The sequence below is a fragment of the Legionella longbeachae genome (assembly GCF_004283175.1).
GTDB lineage: Bacteria > Pseudomonadota > Gammaproteobacteria > Legionellales > Legionellaceae > Legionella > Legionella longbeachae.
Window position 1 is genome coordinate 1 of record NZ_RXNW01000014.1, and the last position, 11946, is coordinate 11946.

The following is an 11946-nucleotide window of genomic DNA, read 5'->3' on the forward strand; positions in this document are numbered from 1 at the left end:
ATTCCAGGAGTGCATCAGGACTATCACCTTCTAAAAGACGAAATACCACCAATGCTGCTTCCCCCTCCTCGAGTTGGTCGATGTAGGATTTTAGAAGTGGTCTTGTTTCTTCATCCATTACCCCACCCAGGTATTCTATCGGTTTAATTTGTGTGTCGTATTTAGTCTGCATAATCATAAACTCAAAAATTGAACTATGTGTAGCCATTATAACCAACAAATGTTAATTAAATATTAAGTGCTCTTTATTAATTCTATATGGATAAAAATTTTTGAAAAATGAATGGATATGCAAAATGAACAAGTTAAATTACGTATTTATAACATCAGGCCAAAATGCTTGAGTATGCAGCGGTTTACTGCTTAGGCTCAATAGAGCGAATTGCCAGCGGGAGCTCGTTTCCGAGCCTTTAATCTCGGAAACGAGGCATATAGTTAGGACATATTATATTCCTAATCAGGATGGCGTTATTTTTAGCGACATAGACCAGCAAATGGTTCTGTAGCGGCAAACCCCAGCGATTGGTCTTGCTTGGGATCTGTTGGCGAATCACTAAATTGAGAGAAAAAACTGTGTACGCGAGCCTTTGGTTCTTTTAATTTTTCAGATTCAAGCTCAATGGTTATGTCTCTACTCAATTTTAATCGTTTTACATTTATGGGAAGGCTCTCTAGGAATTCGGTTTTTTTCATATCTGTTTTTGTCTCAAAACCATGACCGCTTAAATCAAGGCAAGTAACTGTTTCAGGTATATTTTTTAATACTGATGACAATTCAAACAGACTTAACTTATCAAGGCCATTATAACTTAAATCCAGAGTAGTTAATGTTGTTGGTAACGCCTTGAAAATTTCTGATAATTCATCTGTTGTTTTGTCGCCTAATTTATTCCAGGACAATTGCATTGAAGTAAGTGGGGATTTTAACGCTTTAAGTGCATTAATAAGTTCGAGGGTTGCACATAGGCCCAGGTCATTATGGCTTAAGTTCAAGGCTGACAAGTGTGCATGTAATGAATGGAGCACTTGTACCAAGCCTCCATTTTTATGAAGTTTAAGCTTATTCATATGCAAATGAAGTTCATCTACTGTTTCTGGAATGCTTTGAAGTACTTTAGTTAGCGATTTGTAGTGTTGATGTCCAAAATCATTGTTGCTTAAATCAAGTGATATGATGCCGTCGGGTATTTTCGAGATTGCCAAAGAAAGATCTTTTGGTGATGCTAAATTGAGTTCATTTCCACCTAAATCAAGAAAACGCTCATTTCTTGGGATGGATGTTATGGCGGTAAGCATTTCACTTAATGACAAAATTGATATATTTAGTCGCATAAAATTTCCTTAAACTAAACTATGAAATTACAATTCAAAGCGTATTTTTGATTCACGCTTTGCGTTGTTAAGCTACAGAGTTGTATATTTTATGATCATTTTGTGGTTTTTGCAAATATATATTCGTTATTTAATTTCTTTTGTGCGTTACTCTGTAGGCAAGAGAGTCATTTTTATTTATTCATTGGGTCAACCATAATACATCAAGTTCGATGGATGAAGTGGCCTTATGTTAGTTTTGATAAGCGTTTGTAGATAGAAACAATATACGGGTAATTACAATCGCTGTGGAATTAAATTTGAAATCGTTAATGATCCTTAATCAAGGAGTTCCAGAACTTTTTCAGGGGGGCGGCCTATTACTGCTTTGTTTTTAAAGGTGATAATGGGTCGTTGCATTAAAATGGGTTCTTTCAACATTGCTTGTAGCACACCCTTTTCGTTATCCAATGAGAGTCCCAATTCTTTAAAAATGGATTCATTGACGCGTACAAAGTCTTTAAGGGCAAAGTGGGCTCGTAACACTTTCAATTGTTCCATGTCTAATGGTGTTTTAAGATATTCAATAATGACAGGTGAAATTCCCTTATTTTGAAGTAATTCCAACGCTTTTCTTGATTTAGAGCAACGAGGATTATGATAAATTGTAATTTTTTGCATGTTTTCTTTTATATCGATTCACTCATATTAACTATAACATTAAAATCTAAAGTAAATAAACCCGCATTAGTTTCAATTAATGCGGGTTTATTTATAGGAAAAAACGTTTTGAATCAGAAAGGCGTATTGGGGGTTCTATGATTTACTTTTTCTTGATCGCCTAACGAAGAGTTTATGGTTTCTTTATATTTTTCACAAATGCTTGCATATTCAGGAAAGATGCATGCATATAAACTTAAATCTTCAATTGATTGATTAATAACATCTTTTTTATAATTTTGAACATACTCGATATCTTCAAATATGCTGGTTTGATGCCCCAGTTTCGATAAAATATTCTGTATGCCCCGGTAATATTTTTCAATTAAGCCAGGAACATGATCATTATTGTGAAATAGGCTAAAACCTAATGAAATAGTGCGAATGGTGTTATCTAATACAACAATATGCTTATTCCAATATTCATTGTAGCTCTCTTCTAATACTGAGTTTTTGAATTTCATTTAGGCATCTCCACGGTAAGATTTTTGGGTAATATAAAGACATATTATTAAGAAAACCTTAAGTATGGTTAAAATAATTTCAATGAAGATCTTCTAATCACTGGATGTTGTTCTGCTATTTGCTTGAAAATCTGGTTACAGCCTGTTTAAATAGAATCTTTGCTAAGATAATGTAAAATATGAGCTTAACTCAACCAAGGAGAAAGGGCTGCTGTATATTATGTAACGTAATCAAGTAATTATAGCGGTTATGAATTCCTAGGTTTTATAAGCTCAATGATCTTTTAGGAGCGACGAGAAGTATGGAAGGTGCCTTATTTTGCTTAATTCTACTTTTTTTAACAGTATTATCTGGGGTCATTACACGTATTGTTCCTAAGTTGCCACTACCATTACTTCAAATAGTGTTGGGGAGTGTTATAGCCTTTTTATTGCCCAATATCCATGTGAAATTGAATCCCGAACTATTTATGCTGTTGTTTATTCCTCCTTTACTATTTAATGACAGCTGGCATTTTCCTAAACGCGAGTTTTTGCTTTATACGAGACCCATCGTAACCTTGTCTATTGGATTAGTTTTTTTTACGGTCGCGGGAGTTGGCTACTTAGTACATTGGTTAGTTCCTGTTATACCATTGCCTGCTGCTTTTGCATTGGCTGCGGCACTTTCTCCAACAGATGCTGTGGCACTTAGATCAATGACTAAAGGTGTGCGTATCCCTGAACGAATTATGCATATACTCCAGGGCGAAGCCCTCTTGAATGATGCTTCTGGTTTGGTCTCATTTAAATTAGCTGTTGCTGCGATGTTAACTGGTGTTTTTTCATTCAAAAGCGCCATATTTAGCCTTATATTAGTTGGTTTAGGTGGTATGGCTGTTGGGGCAGTCCTTACCTATGCGTTTATTTCAATACTTGGAAAATTAACTCATAACAGCGGGCATGAAACGACAACTGAAAATTTATTATTGTTACTACTCCCTTTTACTGTCTATCTTGCTGCTGAAAAACTAGGATTTTCAGGAATATTAGCTGCTGTTTCCGCAGGTTTTACTATTGATAGGGCTGGTTTTTTGGACAGGACATTAGCCACAATGCGTATTGAAGGGCATTTTGTCTGGGGTGTTTTGGACATCACCCTAAATGGGATTATTTTTATCCTTTTGGGATTGTATTTACCTAAGTCCATCAAATTACTTGCAGACACAGGCTACAGTCTATCAGAGTGCATTATAATTGCAGTGATTATCACGATGACATTAATATTGTTGCGTACCCTATGGATTTATTTAACCTTGCCTTTTGAGGCTTTAATTTCCAAGCGTAATCAAACTTCCTGGCATTTTCCGAGTTTAAAAATAATCAGTACAATCTCCTTAGGAGGGGTGCGAGGTGCTATCGCCCTGGCTGCAATTTTATCAGTACCCCATTATCTGCATGATGGGAGTGCTTTTCCAGCGCGGCACTTACTCATTATTCTTGTTATAGGCGTTGTTCTTTGTTCCCTATTAATAAGTAGCATTATTTTGCCTTTAATTACCCCTAGTTTGAAAAAACTCATCCATAAACCAAGTCAAGACGAGGAAAAGGAAGCCGTTATTGCATTAACCCTTGCGGCAATGGAAGCGATTAAAGCCAAAATGAAAGTATTATCCGATGAGGTCAGCGAAAAAGAAAAGGAACTTTGCCACCAGGTGGCACATAAGCTCATGGATACTTTTAATCAATTTATCATATCGAATCATGGAACAGAAAGTGAAAAGTTGGAAAGCATTTCTGCTTTAACTTTTGAGCGGCAATTACGGTTTGCGGCTTTAGAGGGAGCCCATCAAGAATTACGTACTCTAAGAAAACAAAGAAAAATTAATAATACAACCATGATGAAAATAATCGCCAGGTTAGACTTACGACACATCGCTATGCTCCATGAACATCAGACAATGCTTGAAAAGTAAACCTTGAGGAAGAGCTTGAAGGGCTTGCCTGTTAGAAAGTTAAGTATCCACTTGGAGTTGATTTATTGCAGGGATTCTTTCAAAACCCCTGCATCTTTGATCATTTGCTCATAAATTAAGACCAATACTGCTCCTTGATGTGCTTCTAAAATAACTTCTGACAATCGTGTGCGATTAAAACATGAGGTTGTACCTGGAAATGAAAGGTGTGTGTCTTGAAGTTCCCATTGCAAACCATGGGAAGAAAGAATGGCTGTTGGCATCCCTATTAACGAAATTTTTGTGTGCACAGGTAATAAAAAATTTTGTGAGGACTGTTCTTTGAGCACAAAGCCCCTGATCGGTGGTGAATACAAAAGGCAATCTGTTGCCATAAAGATATTAATGTTATTTAGTATATGATCCAAAAAGCCACCGTTTACTCCAACAATAATGGCGGGTAGTAAGTTATTATCGCTTAAGTACTGCATGGCTTTTTGATAATCACTACTTGCTTGATCAGGCAAATGCAGGTAAGGATAGCTTTCTAAAATAGGAGTGTGGATGGAATCTAAATCTCCAATAATTAATTGGGGATGAACATTTAACTCCAATAAACGGTTTGCTGCTCCGTCAGCAGCAATGATGGGCAAATTCCTCGCGATAAAAAAATCGGGCTTAGGCAAATCACCGTTAAGGCATAAAATGGAGCGATACCCTTTCAAGTTAATTACATCGGGCATCATAATGTCGTTTTAGTAGAATGAGCAGCAAACTGATAAGCAAGCCAACTACGTTTGAACTGATTACAAAAAAGGAATTCGTACTGCTTCCATAAATAATCCATGCCAAAGAACAGACCAGGTAATTAATCAACATCATCATAGAAAGGTCTTGAGTTGATTGAGTTTTTAAAGATTTTACAATTTGTGGCAATAAACCAATAAAAGAAGTAATAAAAGCAACAACACCTGAAAGCATAACAATAGACACATTTTCCTCCGCTCAGACTAATGAGATCAGGTTCAAAGGGTTGGTGGATCCTCTCAGCCAAAATAGTGAAACAGGCACCCCTAATGTACAATTATTATTCTACCATGAAAGGACTCAACAGCAAATGGGGTATGAGTGAATGAGTGGATTAAATAGCAAAAATATTACTGTTGCGCACATTCATCATTCTTGTTTGCTGGACATAATGCCGCATCAAATACCTCGCTGACATTTTTTGCAAAGATAAATTTCATTTCTTTATGGACTTTATCAGGTAAATCCTCCAAGTCTTTATCATTACGTTTAGGAAGAATTACTGTTTTTAATCCAGCTCGATGAGCAGCAAGAACTTTTTCTTTAATACCGCCAACAGGGAGTACTCGTCCTCTTAACGTGATTTCTCCTGTCATTCCAACATCGCTTTTGATTAAACGATTGGTCATCAAGGAAGCCAGTGCTGTTGCCATCGTAACACCTGCACTAGGGCCATCCTTGGGGATCGCCCCTTCTGGTATATGAAGATGGATATCGCATTTTTCAAAAACCTTATCCTTTATTCCCAGTTGATGTGCTTTGGCTCGAACATAAGAAAGGGCAGCTTGAGCAGATTCTTTCATCATGGTACCCAATTGGCCAGTCACTGTAAAAACTTTGGCGCCTGGCATTTTGGTTGCTTCAATAAATAAAATATCGCCGCCGCCTACTGTTACTGCAAGACCGATTGCAACACCTGGAATCGTGGTGCGTTCCGCAATTTCAGAATAATACTTGGGTTTACCAAGTAACTCTATCACCTTATCTTGTGTGATGGTGGTCGATTTGACTTTCTTCTCTGCAATAAGTGTTGCCACTTTGCGACAAATGGCTCCAATTTCCCGTTCCAGATTGCGGACACCTGCCTCACGTGTATAATCATGAGACATTAAAAGGATCGCATTATGTTCAAATTGAATCTCTTCTGGTATTAAACCATTTTCCTTAATCTGGCGAGGGATAAGATAATTTATTGCGATATGTAACTTTTCATCATCGGTATAACCAGGAAGAGTAATAATTTCCATACGGTCACGTAGCGCTGGCTGAATGGGATCAATTTGATTCGCTGTACAAATGAAAATGACCTGGGACAAATCAAAATCCACATCGAGATAATGATCAGAAAAAGTTTTATTTTGTGCCGGATCCAGAACTTCAAGTAAGGCCGATGAAGGGTCGCCACGAAAATCAGCTCCAACTTTATCTATTTCATCAAGGATCATTACGGGATTACATGATTCGACCCGCTTAATGGACTGAATAATCCTGCCAGGTAAAGCCCCAATATAAGTACGTCGATGTCCGCGAATTTCTCCTTCATCATGTACTCCGCCTAATGAGAATCTGATAAACTTCCGACCAAGTGCTCGTGCAATAGATTGTCCCAGAGAAGTTTTACCTACGCCGGGGGGGCCAATAAAGCAAAGAATAGAGCCGGCATATGATTTATCGTTACGCTCAAGGCGAAGTTTATGCACCGCCAGAAATTCGAGTATTCGCTCTTTCACTTTTTTCAAATCATAATGATCTTCATCCAGTATTCTTCTTGCACTGTCGATATCAAGATTATCTTCAGTGGCTTTATTCCAGGGTAATTCCACGAACCAATCCAAATAGGTTTTAATTACTTGATATTCGGCAGCAGAGGTTGGCATAGTCTTCATTCGATTGAGTTCATGTATTGCTACTTTTTCGGCTTCCTCCGACATTTGTGCCTGGGTAATTTTATTTTCATATTCCCTGATTTCAAGAACCTGTTCGTCTTCTTCACCCAGTTCTTTTTTTATCTGTTTGAGTTGCTCCCTAAGCATGAAATAGCGTTCTGTTTTATCGAGTTCATTTTGTGCTTGGGATTGGATTTTTTTTCCTAACTCAATAATTTCTACCTCTCTGGTTAAAAACATATTGAGTTTTATAAGCTTATCCTCGACCTTGTCCAACTCCAATAATTCCTGAGCGTCTTTTAATTCCAATCTAAAACTCGCCGCAGCAAGATATACAAGTTGGCGAGGATCATTTGTATTAAGTGCGAGGGTTAACAAATCTTCGGATAAATGCGGTGTTAATGAAATTAAATGACGCAATAATTCAATAGTATTTCGCATCAAGGCCTCAATTTGTTTGTTTTTTGTATATTGTTCACTTACAAGTTCAATACGGGCTTTAAAATAAGGTTCAACGGAAGTAAATTCTTTAATACAAATTTTTTCTATTCCTCGTACGATCAATTGCACGGAGTTGTCTGATAAGTGGATGAGTCGGTGTATTACTGAGGCAGTGCCAATCGTATAGATATCGACAGGGCTTGGTTCATCGAATGTATTATTTTTAACAGCCACAATTCCTATGAACCGAGAAGTACTAATTGTTACGTCGTGGGCGAGTTTAATGGAGCGCCACTGCCCTACATTAAGTGGCATAACTGTCATAGGATAGATAACGGCGCCACGCAATGCTAAAATAGGTAATTCGGAGGGGATGCTAAGTTCCTTCGGATGTTGTTCTGTTCCTTTGTTTGCTTGAATCTCCATAGAGACCCCTTATTTATTCTCCTCTATTATTGGATTTTAGGATAATTATTGGACAAATTTTAGCTAATATTATTTTATTTTATATTTTAAATTAACTAAAAAAGTTCTTGATGAGCGACCAGGGTATTTATTATGAATCGATTGAGCTAATTGAGGCATCCTGTTTTTTAGATTTAGGGAGAATTACATATAAATAACCCTCTTTATAATTTACTGTAATGTAATCTAAGCCATATAATCCTTTTATGAATATTTGTATCTGGAAATTACCATAGGGAATCTCAAGACAATGATAATTTAATTTGGCTCCAGTATCTAATCTTGTCCCTTGGATTGTTAAAATCTGATCCACAAATTAAATATTAAAATCATCAAGTTTTACCCCGGTGATTTCAGTTTTTACAATTACAGCCCCATCCGTTTCATAGACATCTGTTGGTGGGCGCCATAGGTTAGAGAAAGAATAATGTTGTGAAAAGTTCGTGATATCGAGGATTCGAGATATTTGCTGTCTGAATTCTTCAACGTCTGGATTTGACTCTTCGCTGGAGGTACGATGCGCCATAAAAGCCACTCCTGAAAAAAATAAAGAAGGAACAAATCTAATTTGAATATACTTTCTTGACAGTATAGTATTTCATTCAAATTTGTTCTCAAAATAATAAACGTAAATGGTTTTAACCTAAGATATATGAAAAACAAGGAGCTATTACTTTCGTCTTATTAAATAATTTATTGATTGGTAAGCTCATGGGTTAAAAATACAGAAAAATGCTTCTTCTACTTCCTTCGTTGAAAGGGGAGATTATGTCTTATGAAATTTGATACTGTTGTACTTGGCGGTGGAATTATTGGCATATCGATTGCAATTCATTTGCAAATGAGAGGTCGTGAGGTAGCATTGGTGGATTTGACCTCACCAGGAAGTGAAACGTCATTTGGTAATGCGGGATTAATTCAACGTGAAGGAGTATATCCCTATGCATTTCCAAGGGATATCACTTCCCTAATGAAATATGCTTTGAATTGTTCGCCGGAGGTAAGGTATCACTTTGCATCGATATTAAGACTTACTCCTTTTTTGTGGAAATATTGGTTTCATTCGCATTCATCACGACACGCAGAAATAGCTCGTTCTTATGCAACTTTGATTCAACAGAGTGTCAAGGAGCATCATTTTCTCGCTGAAGCAGCTGGAGTCAGGCATTTATTGCGTTCAGGGGGGTGGCTTAAGGTATTTAGGACAGTGAAAAAGCAAGAAGCAGAAATAAGTTTTGCTGAAAAATGCCGGGCTGAATTTGGTATCCAATTTAAAGTGATGGATACTGCTTTATTACACCATGCTGAACCGGATCTTGATCCTTCTTTGTTGGGAGCTCTTCATTATACGGAGTCTGAAGCAGTCAATGATCCAGGTGCCTTGGTTACTGCGTATGCTCGTTATTTTGAGCGCCTTGGCGGTCATTTTTTCTTTGGGGATGCGCTTACCTTATCGGGGCAATGGACAATTAAAACGGAGCGGGGACAAATTAATAGTAATTCTGTGGTAATCGCTTTAGGACCTTGGTCAGACGTTCTATGTTCTCGCTTTGGATATCATTTTCCATTAGCAGTTAAGCGTGGCTATCATATGCATTATGGCGTGAAAGAGAATGCAAGACTTATTCATCCAGTACTTGATTTTGAAAGGGGTTATCTTATCGCACCCATGGTGCGTGGCGTTCGCTTAACTACAGGGGTTGAATTTGCACGACGAGATTCGCAAAAAACTCCAGTACAACTAAATCAAGTAGAGCCTGTTGCACGAACACTTTTCCCCATCACCGAACGACTTGATAAATTTCCTTGGATGGGATGCAGGCCATGTACCCCAGACATGCTTCCAATTATCGGTCAAGCGCCACGTCATAATGGTCTTTGGTTTGCCTTCGGACATGGACATCATGGTTTAACGTTGGGGCCTGTTACTGGGCGTTTGCTTGCTGAGATGATGACTGGCGAAGATTTAATAGTAGATCCATTACCTTTTAGCGCCACCCGGTTTCGTTGATTTATCTTTATGTGCCAAGGTCCTTGCTGACAATAAAAAATTACGTTATTTGTTAGGCCGAACTTATTGTATCTATTAAAAAACCTCGTTCGTTTGAACGAGGTTTTTTGAAATTCGCCCCCAGGGATGTATATAAGTTATTTCTAGCCACTAGTATAAACAGTACCAGTAGGACCGGCAGTTTCACCTCCACTTGAGCCGAACATGGTTGTTCCGGTGATTCCTAAAATAGAAGGCAGGAACAATAAAGCAGCGGAGATAAAAACTAAAGCAATTGGTGTTCCAATTGGAATTTGGGTCGGGTTATCTTTGTGCTGTTTAAATTTCATAATCGCACCAATAGAAAACGCTAAACCAGCTAGATAAGATCCAGCAGTTATTAGTTTAGTCAGGTTTGTAAATGATGAGGTAATTTGTGATGCCATGGCACCTACACTCATATCACCTGCAGCTGCATTTTGACTGACTAAAGCCAAGACCCCCAAACAAACAATACTGGATAACCATTGTTTATAATTTGATTTACTAATGACTTTATTTTTCACTTTTCTCTCCTCAATTTAATTTACCACTATATTCTTCAATCCATTGATATGTTGTGTCGTTAACAGATGGTTTCAATTTAAATGGCACCATGACCAACATCCCCTCCCAAAACTATTTAAGAAATTGACTGCTCAATTACTTGGATTTCTTGGATACCTTGTATTTGGATTGCTGCTCCGCAAGATTTTTTGCTACGTAAGTCACTAGATTGATTCGGTTCATTCACGTGTTTTACAGACATAATTTATTCTCAGTGTTTGTTCATATTTAAATCATAGCATCTAAAAATAAAGTTATTATGATATTTTAATTCCAGTTTAGCATAGGGTATTCATTTAAATCATGGTTCCTTAAGTTAATATTTAGTAAAAAAGGTTAGTAGTGATAAACTTCGAAGAGAAAGTTTAATAATTGACGCTATAATTTAAAATAAATGGTTATAAAAATATGGATATAGTTGAAATAAAGTCATTTCTTGCGGTCATTGAATTCCGCTCCTTCACGCTTGCGGCTAAGAGAGTTCATATTACTCAATCAGCAATGAGTAAGCGTATTCAAAAAATGGAAAATGAGTTGGGCGTACGTTTATTTATTGTTGAGGGCTCAAAAATTACATTGACAGAAGCGGCAAGTCATTTTGTTCCCTATGCAAGACAAATGTTAGCGGCATATAACAGCGCAATAAAATCGTTTAAAGACGATGCTCAAATGTTGCAACACCATATAGTTGTTGGGGCTACAGTGTTTGTTTCCCATTATATCTTGCCGAGTTTCCTTAGTTATCTGAATACAATAGATTCTTCGCTCATAATTCACATAAGAACAATGGCAGAACACGATATAGAAGATTATTTGAATAGAGGGACAGTTGATCTTGTCATTAGCCCTGAACGTGATCTTCCTTCAAAAATTATTGCAACTCAACTATGGCAAGAAAAATATTATTATGTGGCAAACAAAAAACATGAATTATCTCAAATCAATAGGGTATTATCGCTTGCAGATTTTGTAAACTATCCGTCTATTTTTACTCAAAAAAGCGGGGTAATTCGAGATAAGGTAGAAAATGCTTTTAATGAGAAAGAATTAAACTTAAATGTGAGTTTAGAGATAAGTACGCTAGATGCGATTAAAAGTCTGGTAGAATTTAATTTAGGTTGGAGTGTCTTACCAAGTAAATTGATTTCTAATCAATTAAAAATCCTAAATGTTGATACAAAAGAGATAATTCTTAATTTTAATGTCTTTTACCTTAAAAAAAGAATGGAAGAGCGTGCAATCACTAACTTTTTACATGTTTTTGATAAATGGCAAGATCAAAATTCTATGGATGAAAAATAGCTTCTTAATGGATAAATTAT

The 11946-nt window shown here is 36.9% G+C and carries 12 protein-coding genes and 1 riboswitch; of the genes, 3 read left to right on the forward strand and 9 right to left on the reverse strand.

Features of this window, described 5'->3' with window-relative positions; genetic code table 11:
• Positions 1-474: 474 nt before the first annotated feature.
• The 3 genes from EKG34_RS13905 to EKG34_RS13915 all read right to left on the reverse strand — a co-directional run bounded on the left by EKG34_RS13905 (position 475) and on the right by EKG34_RS13915 (position 2495).
• The gene (locus EKG34_RS13905) at positions 475-1332 is read right to left on the reverse strand and encodes a leucine-rich repeat domain-containing protein (protein WP_003634565.1); all 858 of its coding nucleotides are present in this window, start codon (positions 1330-1332) and stop codon (positions 475-477) included.
• Positions 1333-1650: 318 nt separating this feature from the next.
• Positions 1651-1992: an arsenate reductase (glutaredoxin) gene (gene arsC / locus EKG34_RS13910; protein ID WP_003634568.1), complete on the reverse strand. Its 342-nt coding sequence runs from the start codon at positions 1990-1992 to the stop codon at positions 1651-1653.
• Positions 1993-2105: 113 nt separating this feature from the next.
• Positions 2106-2495 (reverse strand): hypothetical protein, encoded by a 390-nt coding sequence (locus tag EKG34_RS13915; RefSeq protein ID WP_003634570.1) that lies wholly within the window; start codon positions 2493-2495, stop codon positions 2106-2108.
• A gap of 302 nt (positions 2496-2797) precedes the next feature.
• Between EKG34_RS13915 and EKG34_RS13920 the strand changes: the two genes are divergently transcribed.
• A complete protein-coding gene (locus EKG34_RS13920) occupies positions 2798-4450 on the forward strand; it encodes a Na+/H+ antiporter (protein WP_003634572.1) in 1653 nt (550 codons plus the stop codon).
• Between the two features lie 62 nt (positions 4451-4512).
• On the opposite strand, the gene EKG34_RS13925 is transcribed toward EKG34_RS13920, so the two are convergent.
• The 4 genes from EKG34_RS13925 to EKG34_RS13940 all read right to left on the reverse strand — a co-directional run bounded on the left by EKG34_RS13925 (position 4513) and on the right by EKG34_RS13940 (position 8554).
• The gene (locus EKG34_RS13925; RefSeq protein WP_003634573.1) at positions 4513-5172 is read right to left on the reverse strand and encodes a thiamine diphosphokinase; all 660 of its coding nucleotides are present in this window, start codon (positions 5170-5172) and stop codon (positions 4513-4515) included.
• Entirely contained in the window at positions 5156-5422 is a 267-nt protein-coding gene (locus EKG34_RS13930) for a SemiSWEET family sugar transporter (RefSeq protein WP_012979482.1), read from the reverse strand. Before EKG34_RS13930 ends, EKG34_RS13925 begins: the two co-directional genes overlap by 17 nt.
• Positions 5409-5514, reverse strand: a riboswitch (TPP riboswitch). It overlaps the preceding gene by 14 nt.
• A 72-nt stretch (positions 5515-5586) precedes the next feature.
• Complete coding sequence (gene lon / locus EKG34_RS13935) at positions 5587-7989, reverse strand: endopeptidase La (protein ID WP_003634576.1); 2403 nt, start codon at positions 7987-7989, stop codon at positions 5587-5589.
• 355 nt (positions 7990-8344) lie between these two features.
• On the reverse strand, positions 8345-8554 hold the full coding sequence (locus EKG34_RS13940; RefSeq protein WP_003634578.1) for a hypothetical protein: 210 nt from the start codon (positions 8552-8554) through the stop codon (positions 8345-8347).
• A gap of 249 nt (positions 8555-8803) precedes the next feature.
• Here EKG34_RS13940 and EKG34_RS13945 point away from each other — a divergent pair, with 249 nt between their 5' ends.
• Positions 8804-10039 carry an NAD(P)/FAD-dependent oxidoreductase gene (locus tag EKG34_RS13945; protein ID WP_003634580.1) on the forward strand — a complete coding sequence of 412 codons (1236 nt, stop codon included), beginning with the start codon at positions 8804-8806 and terminating at the stop codon, positions 10037-10039.
• Positions 10040-10182: 143 nt separating this feature from the next.
• On the opposite strand, the gene EKG34_RS13950 is transcribed toward EKG34_RS13945, so the two are convergent.
• Together EKG34_RS13950 and EKG34_RS18865 are read right to left on the reverse strand one after the other, a co-directional pair.
• On the reverse strand, positions 10183-10584 hold the full coding sequence (locus EKG34_RS13950) for a hypothetical protein (protein WP_003634582.1): 402 nt from the start codon (positions 10582-10584) through the stop codon (positions 10183-10185).
• Between the two features lie 116 nt (positions 10585-10700).
• Positions 10701-10826, reverse strand: a complete 126-nt coding sequence (locus tag EKG34_RS18865; protein WP_003634583.1) for a hypothetical protein — start codon at positions 10824-10826, stop codon at positions 10701-10703.
• A 206-nt stretch (positions 10827-11032) separates the two neighbouring features.
• On the opposite strand from EKG34_RS18865, the gene EKG34_RS13955 reads away from it, so the two are divergent.
• Complete coding sequence (locus EKG34_RS13955; protein ID WP_003634585.1) at positions 11033-11926, forward strand: LysR family transcriptional regulator; 894 nt, start codon at positions 11033-11035, stop codon at positions 11924-11926.
• Positions 11927-11946 lie beyond the last annotated feature (20 nt).

Coding starts and splice junctions, on each gene's coding strand:
- EKG34_RS13905 (WP_003634565.1), bottom strand. CDS start 1,332: ATGCGACTAAATATATCAATTTTGTCATTAAGTGAAATGCTTACCGCC.
- arsC (WP_003634568.1), bottom strand. CDS start 1,992: ATGCAAAAAATTACAATTTATCATAATCCTCGTTGCTCTAAATCAAGA.
- EKG34_RS13915 (WP_003634570.1), bottom strand. CDS start 2,495: ATGAAATTCAAAAACTCAGTATTAGAAGAGAGCTACAATGAATATTGG.
- EKG34_RS13920 (WP_003634572.1), top strand. CDS start 2,798: ATGGAAGGTGCCTTATTTTGCTTAATTCTACTTTTTTTAACAGTATTA.
- EKG34_RS13925 (WP_003634573.1), bottom strand. CDS start 5,172: ATGCCCGATGTAATTAACTTGAAAGGGTATCGCTCCATTTTATGCCTT.
- lon (WP_003634576.1), bottom strand. CDS start 7,989: ATGGAGATTCAAGCAAACAAAGGAACAGAACAACATCCGAAGGAACTT.
- EKG34_RS13940 (WP_003634578.1), bottom strand. CDS start 8,554: ATGGCGCATCGTACCTCCAGCGAAGAGTCAAATCCAGACGTTGAAGAA.
- EKG34_RS13945 (WP_003634580.1), top strand. CDS start 8,804: ATGAAATTTGATACTGTTGTACTTGGCGGTGGAATTATTGGCATATCG.
- EKG34_RS18865 (WP_003634583.1), bottom strand. CDS start 10,826: ATGTCTGTAAAACACGTGAATGAACCGAATCAATCTAGTGACTTACGT.
- EKG34_RS13955 (WP_003634585.1), top strand. CDS start 11,033: ATGGATATAGTTGAAATAAAGTCATTTCTTGCGGTCATTGAATTCCGC.